Origin of the sequence: Candidatus Palibaumannia cicadellinicola (genome assembly GCF_001269425.1) — a bacterium.
In the GTDB taxonomy this organism is placed as follows: Bacteria; Pseudomonadota; Gammaproteobacteria; order Enterobacterales; family Enterobacteriaceae; genus Baumannia; species Baumannia cicadellinicola_A.
The window spans coordinates 574,913-594,960 of the sequence record NZ_CP011787.1 but is presented as its reverse complement, the minus strand read 5'-3'; the positions used below and the strand labels follow the sequence as shown (position 1 = coordinate 594,960).

18 protein-coding genes and 2 tRNA genes are annotated in these 20,048 nt (G+C 31.7%); 10 read left to right on the top strand and 10 right to left on the bottom strand.

The window, feature by feature from the left end; all coding sequences use genetic code 11:
- Nucleotides 1-18: 18 nt before the first annotated feature.
- The 3 genes from AB162_RS02715 to tsaD form a co-directional block, all read right to left on the bottom strand.
- The gene (locus AB162_RS02715) at nt 19-858 is read right to left on the bottom strand and encodes an undecaprenyl-diphosphate phosphatase (RefSeq protein ID WP_053097410.1); all 840 of its coding nucleotides are present in this window, start codon (nt 856-858) and stop codon (nt 19-21) included.
- Between the two features lie 21 nt (nt 859-879).
- Nucleotides 880-1,236, bottom strand: a complete 357-nt coding sequence (folB, locus tag AB162_RS02710; RefSeq protein ID WP_053097297.1) for a dihydroneopterin aldolase — start codon at nt 1,234-1,236, stop codon at nt 880-882.
- Between the two features lie 132 nt (nt 1,237-1,368).
- Nucleotides 1,369-2,394, bottom strand: a complete 1,026-nt coding sequence (tsaD, locus tag AB162_RS02705; RefSeq protein WP_053097295.1) for a tRNA (adenosine(37)-N6)-threonylcarbamoyltransferase complex transferase subunit TsaD — start codon at nt 2,392-2,394, stop codon at nt 1,369-1,371.
- A gap of 108 nt (nt 2,395-2,502) precedes the next feature.
- Here tsaD and rpsU point away from each other — a divergent pair, with 108 nt between their 5' ends.
- From rpsU to AB162_RS02980, 6 genes are all read left to right on the top strand, one after another.
- Nucleotides 2,503-2,718, top strand: coding sequence for a 30S ribosomal protein S21 (gene rpsU, locus AB162_RS02700; protein WP_053097293.1), 216 nt, complete (start codon nt 2,503-2,505; stop codon nt 2,716-2,718).
- Between the two features lie 72 nt (nt 2,719-2,790).
- The gene (gene dnaG / locus AB162_RS02695; protein ID WP_053097291.1) at nt 2,791-4,542 is read left to right on the top strand and encodes a DNA primase; all 1,752 of its coding nucleotides are present in this window, start codon (nt 2,791-2,793) and stop codon (nt 4,540-4,542) included.
- A gap of 70 nt (nt 4,543-4,612) precedes the next feature.
- Complete coding sequence (gene rpoD, locus AB162_RS02690) at nt 4,613-6,496, top strand: RNA polymerase sigma factor RpoD (protein WP_053097289.1); 1,884 nt, start codon at nt 4,613-4,615, stop codon at nt 6,494-6,496.
- Nucleotides 6,497-6,562: 66 nt separating this feature from the next.
- Nucleotides 6,563-6,635, top strand: a tRNA-Ile gene (locus AB162_RS02685).
- A 44-nt stretch (nt 6,636-6,679) separates the two neighbouring features.
- On the top strand, nt 6,680-8,293 hold the full coding sequence (nadB, locus tag AB162_RS02680) for an L-aspartate oxidase (RefSeq protein WP_053097407.1): 1,614 nt from the start codon (nt 6,680-6,682) through the stop codon (nt 8,291-8,293).
- A gap of 304 nt (nt 8,294-8,597) precedes the next feature.
- On the top strand, nt 8,598-8,750 hold the full coding sequence (locus AB162_RS02980) for a hypothetical protein (RefSeq protein WP_156213994.1): 153 nt from the start codon (nt 8,598-8,600) through the stop codon (nt 8,748-8,750).
- Nucleotides 8,751-8,964: 214 nt separating this feature from the next.
- Here the strand turns inward: AB162_RS02980 and grpE are convergent, their stop codons facing one another.
- On the bottom strand, nt 8,965-9,579 hold the full coding sequence (grpE, locus tag AB162_RS02675; RefSeq protein ID WP_053097286.1) for a nucleotide exchange factor GrpE: 615 nt from the start codon (nt 9,577-9,579) through the stop codon (nt 8,965-8,967).
- A gap of 122 nt (nt 9,580-9,701) precedes the next feature.
- Between grpE and nadK the strand changes: the two genes are divergently transcribed.
- From nadK to ppa, 4 genes are all read left to right on the top strand, one after another.
- On the top strand, nt 9,702-10,583 hold the full coding sequence (gene nadK, locus AB162_RS02670) for an NAD(+) kinase (RefSeq protein ID WP_053097284.1): 882 nt from the start codon (nt 9,702-9,704) through the stop codon (nt 10,581-10,583).
- 134 nt (nt 10,584-10,717) lie between these two features.
- Nucleotides 10,718-10,799 (top strand) — tRNA-Leu (locus tag AB162_RS02665).
- Between the two features lie 152 nt (nt 10,800-10,951).
- Nucleotides 10,952-12,685 (top strand): proline--tRNA ligase, encoded by a 1,734-nt coding sequence (locus tag AB162_RS02660; protein ID WP_053097282.1) that lies wholly within the window; start codon nt 10,952-10,954, stop codon nt 12,683-12,685.
- Nucleotides 12,686-12,791: 106 nt separating this feature from the next.
- A complete protein-coding gene (gene ppa / locus AB162_RS02655; RefSeq protein ID WP_053097280.1) occupies nt 12,792-13,349 on the top strand; it encodes an inorganic diphosphatase in 558 nt (185 codons plus the stop codon).
- 1,003 nt (nt 13,350-14,352) lie between these two features.
- Here the strand turns inward: ppa and AB162_RS02650 are convergent.
- The 6 genes from AB162_RS02650 to secD all read right to left on the bottom strand — a co-directional run bounded on the left by AB162_RS02650 (nt 14,353) and on the right by secD (nt 20,038).
- Nucleotides 14,353-14,850 carry a phosphatidylglycerophosphatase A gene (locus AB162_RS02650; RefSeq protein WP_053097278.1) on the bottom strand — a complete coding sequence of 166 codons (498 nt, stop codon included), beginning with the start codon at nt 14,848-14,850 and terminating at the stop codon, nt 14,353-14,355.
- A 155-nt stretch (nt 14,851-15,005) separates the two neighbouring features.
- On the bottom strand, nt 15,006-15,425 hold the full coding sequence (gene nusB / locus AB162_RS02645) for a transcription antitermination factor NusB (protein WP_053097276.1): 420 nt from the start codon (nt 15,423-15,425) through the stop codon (nt 15,006-15,008).
- Between the two features lie 28 nt (nt 15,426-15,453).
- Nucleotides 15,454-15,921: a 6,7-dimethyl-8-ribityllumazine synthase gene (gene ribH / locus AB162_RS02640; protein ID WP_053097274.1), complete on the bottom strand. Its 468-nt coding sequence runs from the start codon at nt 15,919-15,921 to the stop codon at nt 15,454-15,456.
- Nucleotides 15,922-15,954: 33 nt separating this feature from the next.
- Entirely contained in the window at nt 15,955-17,088 is a 1,134-nt protein-coding gene (ribD, locus tag AB162_RS02635) for a bifunctional diaminohydroxyphosphoribosylaminopyrimidine deaminase/5-amino-6-(5-phosphoribosylamino)uracil reductase RibD (RefSeq protein ID WP_053097272.1), read from the bottom strand.
- A 146-nt stretch (nt 17,089-17,234) separates the two neighbouring features.
- Nucleotides 17,235-18,188, bottom strand: a complete 954-nt coding sequence (gene secF, locus AB162_RS02630) for a protein translocase subunit SecF (RefSeq protein ID WP_053097270.1) — start codon at nt 18,186-18,188, stop codon at nt 17,235-17,237.
- 8 nt (nt 18,189-18,196) lie between these two features.
- Nucleotides 18,197-20,038: a protein translocase subunit SecD gene (secD, locus tag AB162_RS02625; RefSeq protein ID WP_053097405.1), complete on the bottom strand. Its 1,842-nt coding sequence runs from the start codon at nt 20,036-20,038 to the stop codon at nt 18,197-18,199.
- Between the last annotated feature and the right edge of the window lie 10 nt (nt 20,039-20,048).

Genomic DNA, 20,048 nt, shown 5'->3' with positions numbered 1-20,048 from the left:
ATATTAATAAAAATATTATTAATAAATAAAATAATACAAAATTATAACAAGTACAAAACGATATATAATAAAAGGCACTAAAGATATACATTGAATTATTTTAAATAAATATTTAATTATTACAAAAGAAATAAAAAAAGAAGTACTAATACCAATAGTAAAAATTGGTAAATCATGCAAAAATATAAAAGGTAAGTTTTTATATAAATCTAAAATTGTAGCTCCTAATTTTATCGGTACAGATAAAATAAAAGAAAACTCAAACGCAACAGTACGGCTAACTCCAACTAATATACCGCCGCTAATTGTAGCACCAGAACGAGAAAATCCTGGCCATAAAGCAAAACATTGAAAACATCCTATCAAAAATGCTTGTAGATAGCTAATGTCATCGATAAAGACAGTAACGCTACTACTATTTTTTCGATAATTTAGCAGCAATTGACCAGCTAGTAGCCATATTGAACCTAAAAGTAAAGCTGAAATTACATATTTAGGTTCAAAAAAATTTTTTATTTGTTTATGACAAATAAGTCCTAATACCATAGATGGTATTATACCTAGAGTAATATGATTGATATTTAATTTCTTATTACTATTGATATTGATATTATGATTTGAAATCTTATCCAGATTAAGCCCAATTATACCTAATACTCTACGCCATAAAATACAAATTACCGCTACAACAGGACCTAATTGGATAATAATTTCAAATGTCTTAATATTATAGTAATGAAATCCTAGTAATTGACTTACTAAAATCATATGTCCAGTAGAAGATATCGGTACAAATTCTGTTAATCCTTCTACTACGCCAAGAATTAATGCAATAAATAACAAGTTAATATCATTAATATCGCACATACAACATATCATTTATTTTTTTCGACTACGCTGTATGATAATACCTACGCTTACTGCTTGTGGTAACGCGCTAGGTTTTGTAACTTTAATGCGCACCCAGGGAAGAGAAAATTTATTAAGAAGCATATTTGCGATTTCTTCAGCTACTCGTTCTATTAAAGCAAAATAATTCCCGCTAACTAACGATAATACTGCTTCGCTAATATCAACATAGTTAATACTATCTGATATATCATCGCTACATGCAGCTAGCTTATTATCACAGCCTAATTCCAAGTCTAAAACTAACTTTTGCAAACGTTGTTGTTCCCATTCATAAATACCAATGAATGCCATCACTGTTAATTTTTTAATTAATAAAATATCCACTGTTAATTAATACTATTTAATTGTTTGCGACAAATGTTAGCATAAACATATTGTTTTATTTTATTATGCGGTCAATTACTACTGAGCTTTTATTAAAAACAGTCAAATACTTAACAAGTAAAATTAATTATTTTATACTGCTGTTAAATCTTCTAGTGACCAGCGGGGTCGTACGGTAATTGTTAATGTTCTATATTGATAGGATAATAAACGTACCATACCAACGTATGCTATCATAGCACCATTATCAGTACATAAATCTTTGCGTGCGTAAAAAATCTCATCTCCTCTTTGCTCAATCATTGCTTTAAGACGTACACGCAGTGTGGTGTTAGCACTTACTCCCCCTGCAATGACTAGTCTTGTTAAACCAGTGTTATCTAGCGCACGACGACATTTGATAGTTAGTGTATCTACTACAGCATCTTCAAAAGCTCGTGCAATATCTGCATATGTTTGTGCATCTCTGGTTGCTAAATTATTTATAGTATTAGCAGCAAATGTCTTTAATCCAGAAAAACTAAAATTAAGACCAGGACAGTTTGTCATCGGTCGCGGAAACTTATAACGTCCGACAATACCTTTTTGTGCTATTTTTGATAAAATTAATCCCCCAGGATAATCTATACCTAGTAACTTAGCTGTTTTGTCAAATACCTCACCGGCGGCATCATCGATAGATTCACCAAGCAATTGATATTGACCAATACCAGATACTGCTATTAGTTGAGTATGCGCGCCTGATACTAATAAAGCAACAAAAGGAAACTTTGGATAATGTTCTGGTTCTGCATCTATCATAGGTGTAAGTAAATGTCCCTCCAAATGGTTTACAGCAATATTTGGTATATTACATGCATAAGCTAAAGCACAGCCTAAAGTCGCACCTACCATTAGCGCACTAATTAGTCCAGGTCCAGCAGTATACGCCACTCCATTGATATCTTTCATTTTCAGCCCAGCTTCAGATAGTGCCGACTGGATAAGCGGTACTATTTTACTCTGATGATCACGTGATGCAAGTTCAGGAACAACACCCCCATAATATGCATGTTGCTTGACCTGACTATAAATTTTATTAGCTAGTAATCCTTGCTCATTATCATAAATTGCTACGCCTGTTTCATCACAGGATGTCTCAATACCTAATACTCGCATAATATATTTTTAAAATCATTAAAATACCATTTTACTATATTTATATAATAGCTTATAAGTACAAAAAAATAAAATACTAATAATCCTAATGTGATTGTGAGGGAATACATGCCGGTAATTAAAATACGTGAAAATGAACCATTCGACGTAGCATTACGTAGATTTAAACGTTCCTGCGAAAAAGCAGGAGTGTTATCTGAAGTTCGTCGTCGTGAGTTTTATGAAAAACCTACTACAGAACGTAAGCGTGCTAAAGCTTCAGCAGTAAAACGCTATGCAAAAAAACTAGTTAGAGAAAACTTACGACGTACTCGTTTGTATTGATTTTTTTAATATAAAAACTCATTAATAGCTACTAATAATATATATTATTTTTTCAGAGTAAATACCATAGGTATGGTAAGAAGAATTCCACGTTCATTTATCAATATAGTATTATCAAATACTGATATTGTTAAATTAATTGATGCAAGAGTTAAGTTGAAGAAGCAAGGCAAGTATTTTATGGCTTGCTGTCCGTTTCATAACGATAAAATACCTTCATTTAATGTTAGTAGTGAAAAACAATTTTATCACTGTTTTAGTTGCGGTTCCAATGGAAATGCTATTGATTTTATGATGAATTATGATCGTTTAGAATTTATAGAAACGATTGAAGAATTAGCTACTATGTGTGGCTTAGATATACCCTACGAAACATATTTATACTCAAATAACAATACAAATTATTCTCGCCAAAATATTTTTTATATGATGAATAAACTTAGTAAGTTTTATCAACACATACTAATAAAAAAAGATTTTTTAGTTAAAAATTTTTTAAAACAACGTGGTTTGAGTAAGATAGTAATAAATAATTTTGCTATTGGCTTTGCACCGCCAGGCTGGGATAACGTTATAAAATACTTTGGTTGTTCAGACAAAGAAATAGCTTTACTGAAAGCTGCTGGTATGGTTATTAAAAATAATAATGGTGATATCTATGATCGTTTCCGTAATAGAGTTATGTTCCCTATTCGTGATCAGCGTGGTCGTATATTAGCCTTTGGTGGTCGTCTTATCGTAGAAGGACAACCTAAGTATCTTAACTCGCCAGAAACTGATATTTTTCATAAAAGTCGCCAGTTATACGGTTTATATGAAGCTAAACAGAAAAATACTGTATTATCTAGGTTACTAGTTGTAGAAGGCTATATGGATGTAGTTACATTAACACAATTTGGTATTAATTATGCGGTAGCTTCCCTTGGAACAAACACAACTACAGAACATATTCAGTTATTATATCGTAATACAGATCAAATAATTTGTTGTTATGATGGAGATAATGCAGGACGAGAAGCAGCTTGGAGAACATTAAAACATGCTATTCCCTATCTGATGGATGGTCGTCAATTAAGTTTTATATTTTTGTCTGATGGAGAAGATCCTGATACGCTAGTACGTAAAATTGGTAAAAATGCTTTCGAACAATATATTGAACAGGCGCAACCAATGTCTAAATTTTTGTTTGATACTTTAATTAAAAAAGTTGATCTCAGTAATATAGACGGTCGTGCTAAACTAAGCGCATTAGCACTACCACTAATAAGTAAAATACCAGGTCGAATACTTCGCTTGTTTCTTAGACAACAATTATGTCATAAAATTGGGCTAATTGACGATAGTAAACTAGAAAAAATGTTGCAATATAATTATAATAGAAAGCAAAAAAAATATATATTACTACAGCAACCAAAACTGACTAATATGCGTATATTGATAGGATTATTAGTACAAAAGCCATGGCTTTCGACCTTAGTTACGATAACTAATAGTCTTTATCAGACTAAACAAACTGGAGTACAACTTTTTATTAAATTAGTAAAAATTTGCAAATTACAGCCAGAGTTAACTACCGGCCAATTATTAGAACTTAATCGTCATAATAAATATTACTCACAACTGAAAAATTTAGCTCAATGGAACCACATGATCATAGAAAATATGATCAAAAGAACTTTTCTTGATGCTTTAAAGCGTCTCTATGACTCAATACTTGAAGAACGTCAGGAAAAACTTATCGCACTTGAACGAACACATGGTATTTCTACTGAAGAGAGAAAAGAACTGTGGTCACTTAATCAGATATTATCTAAAAAAAGATAAATTAATTGATATTACGTTATACCACTTATTTTAACTAAAATTGCATATTTCTATGGTTTGGATACCTTTTATGGAACAAAACAAGCATTCACAGCTTAAGTTACTTGTAACTCGTGGCAAGGAGCAAGGTTATTTAACTTTTGCTGAGGTTAACGATCACCTACCTGAAGATATTGTTGACTCCGATCAGATAGAAGATATCATCCAGATGATGAATGACATGGGCATCCAAGTTATGGAAGAAGCACCATATGCTGATGATCTACTTTTAGCTGAAACTACCTCAGATACTACAGATGATGACGATGCTGTAGAAGCAGCTGCCCAGGTATTGTCTAGCGTAGAGTCAGAAATTGGTCGTACTACAGATCCAGTACGCATGTATATGCGTGAAATGGGTACTGTGGAGCTACTTACTCGCGAAGGCGAAATTGATATTGCTAAACGTATAGAAGATGGAATTAATCAAGTGCAATGCTCTGTTGCAGAGTATCCTGAGGCTATTGCTTATCTGCTTAAACAGTACGACAGAATTGCATACGGTGAAATACGTATATCAGATATTATTATCGATTTTTTCGATAATAATAATATTGAAGAAATTGATATGATGGCGAATACTAGTCATATTCCAGAACTGCCATCAGAACTAACTGATAACGAAGAAGAAGAAGAAGAAGAAGAAGAAGAAGACATAGAAGACATAGATCATCACGATCATGCTAATGAAGATAGTGATAGTAGCATAGATCCAGAATTAGCTAACCAAAAATTTATTGAATTACGTGAACAATATGAAATAACAAAACATATCATTAATACTAAGGGACGTAGTAATACTAAAGCAATAGAAGAAATTAGTAAACTATCTTATATATTTAAGCAGTTCCATTTAGTACCAAAACAGTTCGACTATTTAGTAAAAAATATGCGTATGATGATGGATCGAGTGCGTACTCAAGAACGTTTAATTATGAAGTTATGTGTAGAAATTAGTCACATGCCAAAAAAATACTTCGTTAAGTTATTTTTAGGTAATGAAGCTAGTGAAATTTGGTTACAAACTGCACTAACAATGAATACACCATGGTCTGAAAAATTACATAAAGTAAATGAAATGGTGCGTAGTAGTATAAAACAATTACGTAAAATAGAAGAAGAAACTGGGCTAAGTATTGAACACGTAAAGGAAATTAATAGACGTATGTCAATCGGTGAAGCTAAAGCTCGTCGTGCTAAAAAAGAGATGGTAGAAGCAAACTTACGTTTAGTTATTTCTATAGCAAAAAAATATACTAACCGAGGTTTACAGTTTCTTGATTTGATTCAGGAAGGTAATATTGGTCTGATGAAGGCAGTAGATAAATTTGAATATCGCCGTGGCTACAAATTCTCTACTTATGCCACTTGGTGGATTCGTCAAGCTATTACTAGATCTATTGCAGATCAAGCCCGTACTATTCGTATTCCTGTACATATGATTGAAACTATTAATAAGCTGAACCGTGTTTCTCGGCTAATGTTACAAGAAATTGGACGAGAACCAACACCAGAAGAACTAGCAGAACGTATGCTTATGCCAGAAGAAAAAATTCGTAAGGTACTAAAAATAGCTAAAGAACCTCTTTCTATGGAAACACCTATCGGTGATGATGAAGATTCACATCTAGGTGATTTTATTGAAGATACAAATATAGAGCTTCCTCTAGAATCAGCTACATCTGAAAGCTTACGTTCGGCTACCCATAACGTACTAGCTGGTCTGACAGCTCGTGAAGCTAAGGTATTACGCATGCGTTTTGGTATTGATATGAATTCTGATCATACATTAGAAGAAGTTGGTAAACAATTTGACGTTACCCGTGAAAGAATACGACAAATTGAAGCAAAGGCATTACGTAAATTACGTCATCCAAGTCGTTCAGAAGTGTTGCGTAGCTTTTTAGACGATTAAAATTTATCATTTTAAAAAAAACTATAGACCAGTTGATCGTCACTATTTATAATTCACTATTAGTGTGGCCCCTTAGCTCAGTGGTTAGAGCAGTCGACTCATAATCGTTTGGTCGCTGGTTCAAATCCAGCAGGGGCCACACTAATACTATCATCTAATCTAGATTTAATCCGATTCACAATAATGAAATCATTAGAATATGTTACTGATGTACTAATTATAGGTAGTGGTGCTGCTGGTTTATCACTAGCGCTTCGTCTAGCTGAACACTGTAATGTAATAGTAATTAGTAAAAATCAATTACATAATTGCTCAACTTGGTACGCACAGGGGGGCATAGCCGCCGTTTTTGCTGATACTGATAGCATTAATGATCATATAGATGATACTGTAAGAACAGGCGCAGGTCTATGCGACGATAAGGCCGTAGAATTTATCATTGGTAATGCTAGAAAATGCGTAGATTGGTTAGTTCAGCAAGGTGTACTATTTGATTTAGTTAATGACAATAAATCATCTAATAACAGTTATCATCTCAATCTAGAAGGAGGCCATAGTCACCGTAGAGTATTACATTCTGCTGATACTACTGGTAAAGCTATAGCAACTATTCTTATTAATAAAGTAAGAAAACATTCTAATATTAGAATATTAGAACAATGTAATGCAGTAGATTTAGTTACATCTAATACTATCGGGTTATGCGGGATTAAACGGGTTATTGGTACTTATATTTGGAACTCATCAAAAAAACAAGTAGAACGATGCTATGCACATGCCGCAGTTGTGCTAGCCACAGGGGGAGCATCTAATGTATATCAATATACGACTAACCCAGATATATCATCTGGTGATGGTATAGCCATTGCCTGGAGAGCTGGATGCAGGGTAGCAAATCTTGAGTTTAATCAGTTTCACCCAACTTCTTTATTTAATCCCAATGCACCAAATTTTCTCCTCACTGAAGCGCTACGTGGAGAAGGCGCCTATCTGTATCGACCTGATGGTAGTCGTTTTATGCCTGATTTTGACTTACGCGCAGAACTAGCGCCTAGGGATATTATAGCGCGCGCAATTAATTATGAAATGAAACGTTTAGAAGCTAAGTGCATGTATTTAGATATTAGTTATAAACCTAAGCAGGTGATTATTAATAAATTTCCTAATATATATAGTAAGTTACTAAAAATTAATCTTGATTTAACTAGCCAAAAAATTCCTATAGTTCCTGCTGCACACTATACCTGCGGGGGGGTTATAGTAGATCAATATGGGCGTACAGATATTGATGGGTTATATGCTATTGGTGAAGTTAGCTATACTGGATTACATGGTGCTAATAGACTAGCATCTAATTCTCTATTAGAGTGTATAGTATATGGCTGGTCTGCTTCTTTAGACATTATATCTAATAAGCTGCCAACTATAGTAAGAAAAGTTCATAAGTTACCGCCTTGGCATAATTATAATAATGTTAGTGAAATTGACACTAAATTATTAAAGCATAATTTGCAAAAACTACGGCTAATTATGTGGAATAATGTTGGTATTGTACGTAACAGTACACTACTAGATAGTGCACTAAATAGCATTAATTTACTTACTAGCGAAATTGAATATTATTATGATAATGTTATTATCTCTAATAATTTGCTAGAAATACGTAATTTACTTCATATTGCTAGGCTTATAGTTAAAAGTGCACTACTACGCAAAGAGAGCAGAGGTCTACACTATACGTTAGACTATCCTACTATGCAGCAACATTATTCACGACCAACTATTTTAAAACCATAATTTGAAATAAGTAAATTTAAATACTAAATACTATTTATTATAAAAAGTCAGTTGTTAAAAACTATTAAGATAATTTATTTTTTTGATAAATAATGTGTAGCAGGTATTACTATTTACCCCCAAAAACAAATATGTATTTAAAGAATTTAATATACTAACTTAACTTAGCGCAGTTAACTTTTTAATTTTAGTTTAGGGCAATATTATTCTTATGGCTGAGTACTACTAAGCCGGCTCATTAGTTATAATGTTCTGTTAAAACTTTTGAACAGAACATACCAATATTCAGCCCTAACTAATTAATATGTACAAAAATATTATTTTTTATGATCTACCTGGATTTATGTTACCAAAACATGTACTAACACCTGTACTAAATATAGTGTTAATGATTTCATCATATCCAGAAAATTATAATTTCAACTTAGGTTGCAATGTATTTACTACTAATTACTAATAAATTCATTATTTTTATGGGATAAAAATGCAAAACACAAATAATAATTTTATAATAGGCTAAAATAAGAGCAATAACATTACTAATATTTCATTGATCAGAGTTTCGCTGTTTTTGCTATTTCAATCGTCAATAGATTGTGATAAAAAACTAATAACCAGCTATTATGTTATGCTATCATTAATTACTATATTATGATAATATATCATTAATTTTATGGATTATTAGCAGCAGCTTTAGATACTGTCACCATAGCTGGTCTAATGAGACGTCCATGAAGTATATAACCTTTCTGCATTACTATCATAACATAATTAGGTGGATAATTTTCAGATTCTTGTATTGTCATTGCTTGATGGATATCTGGGTTAAATGGAACATTTGTTTTACTAACTACTTCGATACCGAATTTACTTACTGTGTCTAGTAGAGATTTCAAAGTAAGCTCAATTCCTTCAACTGTGGAAGCAATATAGCTATTAGATTTATCTGACATATATAATGCACGTTCTAAATTATCAATAACTGGTAGTAATTCAGTTGCAAAACGTTCTATAGAAAACTTATAAGCTTTTTCTAATTCTATTTCGCTGCGGCGGCGCATGTTTTCAATTTCTGCCTTAGCGCGGAGAAGGTTATCTCTTTCACGTTGCTGCATCTGTAATAGTTCATGCTGTATAGCTTCAATACGCTCATTAATCTCATTTTTAGTATCTATAACTGTAGTAGTGGTAGTAGTTTCTGCTTCAGCCGCAGTTAGCTGATCTTGCATTTTTTCGCTGTTTTGTAGCATTTGTTCGTCAGGTGTATTGTTTTCTTGACTTATCATGCGTTGTCTCCGCGCTTTAGCCTTTTGCTAGTTCGGTTATTATGGGGATGAATAGTTAGTATTCAAGAGACTAAATATAATCAAACTGGCAAAATGTAAAAAATGCTAATTTAAGCAATAACATGACTGTAAAATTTAATACAATCGGGATTATTGGGCATCCCCGTCATAAAAATGCACTCACTACCCATAAACAACTGTACTATTGGTTAATAAGAAAGGGTATTAAAGTTATTGTAGAAGTTAAACTTGCTAATAATTTAGCATTATACGATGCTATTACTGGTAATATAGCAGATATTGGCAAACAGGCTGATCTTGCTATTATTATAGGTGGTGATGGAAATATGCTGGGTGCTGCACGTATATTATCCCGCTACGAGATAAAAGTTATTGGCATTAATCGTGGTAATGTAGGTTTTCTAACTGATATAGATGACGACTCAGCATTAAAACAATTATCTGATATTCTATTAGGTAATTATAGTAGTGAAAAACGATTTTTGCTAGATGTGCGTATTTGCCATAAAAATATATGTGGAAAACCTATTACAGCTATTAATGAAGTTGTTTTACATTCTGGTAATATATCAAATATAATTGAATTTGATGTTTATATTGATGATTATTTTGCATTTTCTCAACGTGCTGATGGGATAATTATATCTACTCCTACTGGCTCCACTGCTTACTCTCTTTCTGCCGGTGGTCCTATTATTATACCTACTGTCGATAGTATATTATTAGTACCTATGTTTCCGCATACTCTTTCTTCTCGCCCGTTAGTTATTAATGGTAATAGCAAAATACGACTCAAATGTAAATGTACTAACTTGAAACCTGATGTAAAAATTAGTTGTGATAGTCAGATAGCTGTTCCAATTAAGTATGGAGAAGAAATTATTATTCAGCGTAGTAATGATTACTTATATTTAATTCATCCTAATAATTACAATTATTTTAATACTTTAAGTCTTAAATTAGGTTGGTTAAAAACTTTATGATAATATAGATTAATATAATAATTAAATAAATTAATTTTAATTTAATTGTTAAAAAAATACTAAATGTTCATTAGAACAATAATTTATAATTAGCTTATAGTCTACATGTTAGTAGACATAAACAAAAACAAATAGCCGAAGTGGCGAAATTGGTAGACGCAGTTGATTCAAAATCAACCACCTTTTGGTATACCGGTTCGATTCCGGTCTTCGGCATAAAAAAAATTTTTTATATTTATGTATGTATGCATAATCTAATTTAATTTTTTATATTGAATAGCTAATATCTATATATTTTATATTTATAGGTACTACAGGCAGGGATATAATAAATTATTTAGGCTAATATTGCGTACATTTGGAGAAATATGCGTACTAGCAAATATTTACTTGCTACTATGAAAAATATACCAGGAGATGCAGAAGTTATCAGCCACAAACTGATGCTACGTGCAGGAATGATTCGTCAATTAGCATCTGGAATTTATACTTGGTTGCCTATAGGTTTAAGAATTCTACGTAAGGTAGAAAGCATAGTACGAGAAGAAATGAATAATACTGGGGCTATAGAAGTATCTATGCCGATAGTACAACCAGCAGATTTTTGGCAAGAAAGCGGACGATGGAACCAATATGGTCAGGAATTACTACGTTTTACTGATAGAAGCAAACGTAAATTTCTGCTAGGTCCTACCCATGAAGAAGTTATTACAGATCTTATTCGTAATGAAGTAAGTTCTTATAAACAACTACCACTTAATTTTTTCCAGATTCAAACAAAATTCCGTGACGAAGTTAGACCAAGATTTGGAGTAATGCGTTCGCGTGAATTTGTTATGAAAGATGCTTACTCTTTTCATACTAGTCAAGAGTCGCTACAGGCGACTTATAATCAAATGTATAGTACTTACAATAATATTTTTACTCGTATGGGTCTAAATTTTTGTGCAGTACAAGCTAATACAGGTTCTATAGGTGGTCATATATCACATGAATTTCATGTACTAGTTGGTACCGGTGAGGAACAAATAGTATTTTCTACGACTTCTAATTATGCAGCTAATATTGAAATGGTAGAAGCAGTAATACCATCGACTAAACGTGATAAACCTAGTGAAAAGATGCATCTAGTAGATACGTATGATGTCTTTACTATTGCTGATTTAGTTAAAAAATACAAATTACCGGTAGAAAAAACAGTTAAAATGATTTTTGTACATGCAAAAGAAGATGTTAAACAACCACTGGTTGCGCTAATGTTGCGAGGTGATCATGTTATCAATGAAACTAAGGTCGAGAAATTACCCCAAGTAGCAAAACCTATTATTTTTGCTACCGAAGATTATATCAGAAATATTCTCAATCTTAATGTTAGTATATTTTCACTAGGACCTATAAATTTTCCTTTACCAATAGTAATTGATCGTAGTGTTGCGTTAATGAGTAACTTTGTTACTGGATCAAATATTCAAGGGAAACATTTTTTTGGAGTCAACTGGGAAAGAGATGTAGCTTTGCCAGAAGTTGCAGATCTAAGACAAGTTGTTAATGGCGATCTAAGTCCAGATGGACATGGAACTATAAATATTAAACGCGGAATTGAAGTTGGACATATCTTCCAGCTAGGAAAGAAATATTCTAGAGCTATGAGAGCTATGGTTCAAGATAAAAATAGCTGTAACACCATCGTTACGATGGGCTGCTATGGTATCGGTATTACACGATTGATTGCTGCGACTATAGAACAGTACCATGATAATAAAGGTATTGTATGGCCAGAAGTAATAGCACCTTTTAATGTTGTTCTTTTACCTATTAATTTACATAACTCTTTACGTATTAAAAATACCGCTGAAACAATTTATCACAAGCTCAGTACTAGCAATATCGATGTATTATTAGACGATAGAAAAGAGCGCCTAGGAGTAATGTTCGCTGATATGGAACTAATTGGTGTACCACATATTATAATCATTAGTGATCGTCTTCTTGATAATGAAGAGATTGAATATAAAAATAGGAGGAGCGGGGAAATACAGATAATTAAATTAAGTACTATTGTTGATTTTATCACTGATAAAATCACTATAGGAATGCGTTAACTGAATATTTATAATTTTAATAATTACATATTAATACTTAGCCAGTATATTACTTTTTCAGTAAAATATTTATATAATTTAATATGTTAGTAAATAGGAAATTAATATGAGCTTAAATTTAGTTCCAGCAGGAAAAAATATACCAGATGATATTTATGTAATTATAGAAATTACAGCAAATACTGCAATTCCGGTAAAATATGAAGTAGACAAAGAAACAGGAGTTGTCTTTATTGATCGTTTTATGTCAACTACAATGTTTTATCCTTGTAACTACGGTTACATTAACTATACTCTATCATTAGATGGTGATCCTATAGATGTTCTTGTGCCAACACCATATCCGCTACAGATAGGTTCAGTAATACGTTGTCGTCCAATTGGAATGCTAAAAATGACAGACGAATCTGGTGAAGATGTTAAGTTGATTGCAGTTCCACATTCAAAGTTATCTAAAGAATATGAAAATATAATAAATATTGATGATTTACCGCAGCTACTACGTATGCAGATTATTCATTTTTTCGAGCACTATAAAGATCTAGAATCTGGTAAATGGGTTAAAGTAGACTGTTGGAAAAATGCTCAATATGCTAAAGATCAGATTATTTTATCTTTTAAACGAGCTCAGAACAAAAAAATTAATTTTACTAATACTATATAAATTTAATATTTACTTATTGTTTATTATATTAAAAATAAAATTCTAATAGATCCAAAAATCTATTAATAGCAGCTTATAAATAAAAAATTTTAGTAATTTATACTACTATTACTTTAGTCTCCTAGTCCTAGTATCTAGGGAACTAGAATGAACTACTTACTACTATAAGTAAGTATATGTATGTATATCTATAAGTTTAATAACAAGTTGCTTCCTTAGTGCTATTGACATCCTAATTAGGTCATCGTCGTTAACAATTATTAATTAGTATCACTAATAAATTAAACCCAAATTACTAAAAATGATATTTTTACCCAAGGTAGTAGTCGATATAGCGAAAAATAGGATAAATAATCAGCATAGTAGTATTATTTAATTTAGCTTTAGTAAAATTATTTAGGATACAGCAAATATTTATGGCCACTTTACAGGGATGGAATAAATAAGAATAAATAATTATTTTTATAATAGTTAAACTACTCTACTGCACTGCAAGCTGATACTAGTTTTCATATTATGACAATACTTATTAATTAAAGGTTGTTTTTATAAAAAACAAAGTATTTTTATAAGTATTACAGCAGTATTTCTATCTATGGTGATTACCATAAGGTAGCTATTTTTTGAAATTATTAATTTACTTTTATAAAACTTAGCGTCTATATTAGCGAAGCTATTTTTGCAAATTGTATACTTTAGAATATATATAATCTATGTATATAAGTTGAATATTAGTGCTTAATGCAATGCTTGCATATATTGAGTAATTTAATATTTTAAATTAAGTTATTAAAATAATATTTTTTTTCCATTACTTACCTAAAGTTGATAATTAGTTAGTACTTTTATATGATATGTAAGTATTCACTAATTATTGACACATCAGTTAGTACAAATATACTAAAATAGTATTGTAATATTACTTTCATGCTGATTGCCTATAATTAGGCATTTTTTTTATATCATCATTTGAACTATTTTAAATATAAATCTATTATAGTTGTTATCTAAAAAAACTCCCTAAAGAATATATCATTCTTATGATAATTGCAGCTATTATCCCAGCGATAACATCGTCGATAATTATACCTATTCCTCCTTTAATTTTACGATGACACCATATAATTGGCCCAGGTTTACAAATATCTAAATAACGAAATAATATAAATCCAATAATTATCCAAATAATGTTATTGTTAGGTAACATAATTAACGTTATCCACATGCCTACCAATTCATCCAAGACAATACAACTATGATCATGCACCCCAATATGGCATGCTGTCTTATGACAAACATAAATACCTAATATAATACTGAATATTAATATTAGTACATTGCATGACCAATGAAATAAAGATATTAATATCCACCATAATGGAATTGCTACTAGTGATCCAGCTGTACCAGGCATCCAATAAAACATTCCGCTACCAAATCCAGTAGCAAGTAAGTGCAATGGATTAAATAGTTTCAAACGATTTTTTGCGTAATTAGTCATAGTAAGTGTTTATTGAAAATGATAATAACCAGAATAAATTATACTGTATTGGATGATTATTACGCATATGGTGAAAATAAAGATTAATTAGTTAAAATTCACAAAATGCAATTTGATATCAAATTATTTAACTACAAATAGCTATTATCAGTAAGTTATTTTTTGTCTGGACGAATCTTAGGAGCAGTATTTTCTAGAACACCATTAATAAACTTATAACTATCTTCTGCACCAAAAGTTTTTGCTAGCTCTATGGCTTCATTAATTGCAACTCTATATGGTACGTCTTTACTGTTACTAAGTTCATATAATGCAATTCGCAAAACAGCACGTTCTATATGTCCTAATTGATCTAATGGACGTAATAAATATGGCGCCATAAGCTGATCTAGTACTTTAGCTTTTATCGCAGTACCATAATATAGCTCGTGAAAATAAGCTAAATCAATACCTTGAGTATTTTGTTCTGCTAGGAATTGTACTTCTATATCTAAAATATCGTTATGAGATAACTGCCATGAGTACAGTGCCTGAACAGCACATTCTCTAGTACGGCGACGATTAGTTCGTTTCAAATAATTATCCTTCATTACTCAGTATTTATTATTTAATAGCTTGTAATACATTAATCATTTCTAAAGTAGCTAATGCTGCTTCTGCGCCCTTATTACCAGCTTTTCCACCGGCACGTTGTATGGCTTGCTCAAGACTTTCAGTTGTAAGAACGCCAAATGTTACAGGTATAGAACTATTAATAGCTACTTTGGATAGACCAGAACTACACTCTCTAGCAATAAAATCAAAATGTGCGGTACCTCCACGTATAATAGTACCTAAAGCAACTACGGCATTGTATTTATTACTTTTTGCCAAATTACTTACAACTAGCGGTAACTCATAGGCTCCTGGTACCCATACTACAGTAATATTTTCGTCTTTAACCTGACCAATGCGAATCAAAATATCTATTGCACCATTAAGTAGGCTATCATTGACAAATTGGTTAAAGCTAGCAATTGCTATTGCAATGTGCGCATTAGGAGCAGTAATCATACCTTTAATTACTTTCATAATTATTATCCTTATCCTTACAGTTTAGTTTATTCATTTCAATATTGGTTTTAAACTTAGGCGTATATCAGGGCCAATTTTATGTATATCAATTATATCAAAACATCGCGCATCACTTAGATGTTCAAGTTCTGGTAATAAGCATAATGGTCTAGCAGCTGAACCTAGTAGTTTTGGTGAAATATAAATAATTAATTCATCAACTAGACTTGAAGATAATAACGCTCCAACCATACTAGCTCCAGCCTCTACCCATACAATATTAATTTGTCTGCTTGCTAATTGCATCATAAGCGCAATGAGATCAATATATACGATACCATTCTTATTACATGATGGTAACTGTAATTGCTCAACTAATGCCGGCCATTGGATGTTTTTGTCATGTTTTATCCGTGCTAACAAGGTTTTTCCCTCACATTGTACTACACGGTGTGAGGGATTGACCCTATTTGCGCTATCGATAATTACCCTTATTGGTTGTCGTAGTGACTTTTCTTCGTTTTCGTATAAGCACTTAACTTCATCTGGAAGAGATAACCATCGCACATTCAGTAATGGATTATCAGCTAATATAGTAGCTGAAGTAGAAAGAATAACGTCGCTTTCAGCACGAAAGCGCTGTACATCTTGACGTGCTTGATCAGAAGTAATCCAACGACTATCTCCTGATGCCATTGCTGTACGTCCATCCAAAGAAGCCGCTAGTTTTACTATAATCCAAGGAAAACCAGTACGCATTCTTTTTAAAAAACCTTTATTAATAATCTCGGCTTCTCGTAGCATAAGATTATAGCGTACTTCTATGTTAGCTTGTTGTAGACGATAAATGCCACGACCATTAACTTTTGGATTAGGATCTAACATAGCAGTAACTACTCGTACTATCCCTGCTTCTATTAAGGCTTCTGTACATGGTGGGGTACGTCCATAGTAACTGCAAGGTTCTAGTGTGATATAAGCAGTAGCGCCCCTAGCAGCTTGACCAGCCATGCGTAGTGCATGCACTTCTGCATGAGGTTCACCAGCTCGTACATGGTAACCTTGACCAACTATTACTTGATCGCGTATAATAACACAGCCTACATTAGGATTAGGTGCTGTAGTAAAACGTCCACGACTAGCTAACTTAAATGCTAATGCTAAGTAAAATTCATCATCTATCATGATTGAATAAGCCTATAAGAACTATGTAATGAATATACTCATATTATATTTTTTTAATGTTAAATAACTTAAATTCAAATTATCTGTGATAATGAACACTAAGTATTTAGTTTCGTTAAAAAGATATCAATATAAATATATATATTTTATATGCTTTCTTTATTTATTTGTTGTTGCATAATATGTTCGCGTTTCATACCAAGCTTCAGAGCAAGCGCAGAAGCAACATATATTGATGAAATTGTCCCGATAAAAACACCAGTTAACAAAGTAATAGAAAAAACACGTAGCATTGATCCACCAAAAATAAGTAATATTAGTACTACCATCATAGTAATAGCTGAAGTAATCATTGTTCTACTGAGTGTTTGAGTAAGCGAAATATTAAAAATTTCATAAGCATTAGTATTAATACTACTAATTTTACGAAAATTTTCACGGATTCTATCAGAAACTACGATGCTATCATTGAGTGAATAACCAATAACAGAAATTAGAGCAGCTATAATGGTTAGTTCTATTTCCAGATGGAATAATGATAGCAAACCTAGGGTAATAACAACATCATGGATTAAAGCTATTACAGTACCAGTTGCCAATCTCCACTCAAAACGAACAACTACGTAGATAAAAATACAAATTATAGCTAACAGTAGTGAGATAATACCTGCTGACAATATATCATAGCTAACGTTAGGTCCAATATACTCTAATCTTGTTAAAGTAGCTTTCTGGTTAGTAACTTTATCTATTACCCTAAGTACTTTATTACCAAGTTTTTTTTCAGTATTTTCTTCTACTGGAGGAATGCGTACAATTATATTTTTATTATTACCAATGTATTGGACTATAGGATCTCTAAATACTGCATGTTGTATTGCTTCTCGTATTTTATTGATATCTGTAGTTTTTTCTAACTTTAATTCAATCACTGTACCACCAGTAAAATCTAATCCTAAATTAAAACCACATAAAAATATAACAGTAATAGAAGCTATAAATGTTATTATAGATAACATGAAAGCAATATATGACCAACGCATAAAATTGTATATTTTATGGCCATAAGTTAATTCTTCTATACTGTTTTGCATAATCATAATATTATCTAAATAGATAGTTTAGATATAGACTTACTACCATATAGTAAATTAACTATAGCACGAGTGCCTATAATAGCTGTAAACATTGAAGTGGCTATACCAATAGCAGTAGTTATTGCAAAACCTTTAATAGGACCAGTCCCAAATTCATAGAGAATTATAGTAGTAATAAGAGTTGTCATATTAGCGTCTAATATACTAGAAAAAGCACAATGATAACCTTGATGAATAGCATGTTGTACCTTTCTCCCGTTAAGGAGCTCCTCTTTTATGCGTTCATAAATTAGTACGTTAGCATCTACTGCAACTGCTAGAGTTAGTACTATACCAGCGATACCCGGCATTGTTAGAGTAGCACCTGGTAATAATGACATAACTCCCATAATAAGAATACAATTAGCAATAAGTGCTGTAGCAGCAATAAGACCAAACTTACGGTACCATATGACCATAAATAGTATAGAAGCTATTAGTCCCCAGATACATGCTACTAAACCCTGAGTGATATTTAGTCTACCAAGAGTAGGTCCAATAGTACACTCCTCAACAATTTTTATTGGTGCACTCAATGCACCAGTACGTAGTAATAATGCAAGATGACGTGCTTCTTTCATATTACTAATACCAGTAATGCAAAACATATTACTAATACGTGACTGGATAGTCGCAATGTTAATTACTTCTTCTTGCTTAACTAAGTTAGTGTTGTTTTTACCATGATCTTTATATTCAATTAATAGTGTAGCTATTAGCTTCCCGATATTATTCTTAGTAAATTTAGACATAATATTTCCACCAGCATGGTCTAAAAAAATATTAACCTGCGGGTTATTATAATCATCCTTACTGCAAGTAGCATTTATAATATGATTACCTGTCATAATTATAGGTTTATATAATACTACCGGATGACCATGACGAGTAAATTTAACTTCTAAATTTTCTGGAAATCGCTTACTAGCTTCGTTAGGATTATATACGGTATTATTATTTACTAGCCTAAACTCTAGCATAGCAGTAGCGCCTATAATTTCCTTAGCACGTGCTGGATCCTGAATACCAGGTAATTCTACTATAATTCTATTAGATCCATTACGCTGTACTAGTGACTCAGCTATACCTAATTGATTGACACGATTCCGTATAATAGTCATGTTCTGTTGTACTGCAGAGTTACGTACTTCACGTATATTAGTATCAGATAAATTAGCGCTGATATTATATTTACCACTACGTTTTATTAATAGATTAGTATGGTTAATTGACCTAATCAAATAAAGTGCTTGTTCACGTATAGATGCATTCAAAAAACAAATCTCGCTCCCGTAATTATCTATTTTATGCACTGAAATATAAGGAATATTTTTCGCACGCAACTCTTCCAGCATCATGCTAATATTTTTTTGTTGTACATTACTAAGAATTGTATTAATATCTACGTCAATTAAAAAATGGACGCCACCACGTAAATCTAAACCTAATTTCATAGGCTTAGAACCTATTTTCGCTAAAAATAATGGCGTAGCTGGTGCTAAATGAAGTGCAACGACATAATTATTACCTAGTGTATTTAATAATGTTTCATAGGCTGATAACTGTATATTTTGATTATTAAATTTTACTAAAATAGTATCATTAATTAATGTAATAGACTTATTAGTAATATGTTGTTTTTGAAGTAAATTGTTAATATATCTTAGTGTTAATTTACTAATAGTAGTACCACTAGTACCTGTGATTTGTATAGCAAAATCTTCACCAAAAAAATTTGGCAGTGCATATAGTAAGCCAAATATTAAAATAAATACTAGTATTATATACTTCCATAAAGGATAGCTATTTAACACAATATTTTTC

Excerpts from the sequence above, each read along its gene's own strand:
- tsaD (WP_053097295.1), bottom strand. The coding sequence starts at position 2,394 with ATGCGAGTATTAGGTATTGAGACATCCTGTGATGAAACAGGCGTAGCA.
- rpsU (WP_053097293.1), top strand. The coding sequence starts at position 2,503 with ATGCCGGTAATTAAAATACGTGAAAATGAACCATTCGACGTAGCATTA.
- dnaG (WP_053097291.1), top strand. The coding sequence starts at position 2,791 with ATGGTAAGAAGAATTCCACGTTCATTTATCAATATAGTATTATCAAAT.
- rpoD (WP_053097289.1), top strand. The coding sequence starts at position 4,613 with ATGGAACAAAACAAGCATTCACAGCTTAAGTTACTTGTAACTCGTGGC.
- nadB (WP_053097407.1), top strand. The coding sequence starts at position 6,680 with ATGAAATCATTAGAATATGTTACTGATGTACTAATTATAGGTAGTGGT.
- AB162_RS02980 (WP_156213994.1), top strand. The coding sequence starts at position 8,598 with ATGTACAAAAATATTATTTTTTATGATCTACCTGGATTTATGTTACCA.
- grpE (WP_053097286.1), bottom strand. The coding sequence starts at position 9,579 with ATGATAAGTCAAGAAAACAATACACCTGACGAACAAATGCTACAAAAC.
- nadK (WP_053097284.1), top strand. The coding sequence starts at position 9,702 with ATGACTGTAAAATTTAATACAATCGGGATTATTGGGCATCCCCGTCAT.
- AB162_RS02660 (WP_053097282.1), top strand. The coding sequence starts at position 10,952 with ATGCGTACTAGCAAATATTTACTTGCTACTATGAAAAATATACCAGGA.
- ppa (WP_053097280.1), top strand. The coding sequence starts at position 12,792 with ATGAGCTTAAATTTAGTTCCAGCAGGAAAAAATATACCAGATGATATT.
- AB162_RS02650 (WP_053097278.1), bottom strand. The coding sequence starts at position 14,850 with ATGACTAATTACGCAAAAAATCGTTTGAAACTATTTAATCCATTGCAC.
- ribH (WP_053097274.1), bottom strand. The coding sequence starts at position 15,921 with ATGAAAGTAATTAAAGGTATGATTACTGCTCCTAATGCGCACATTGCA.
- ribD (WP_053097272.1), bottom strand. The coding sequence starts at position 17,088 with ATGATAGATGATGAATTTTACTTAGCATTAGCATTTAAGTTAGCTAGT.
- secF (WP_053097270.1), bottom strand. The coding sequence starts at position 18,188 with ATGATTATGCAAAACAGTATAGAAGAATTAACTTATGGCCATAAAATA.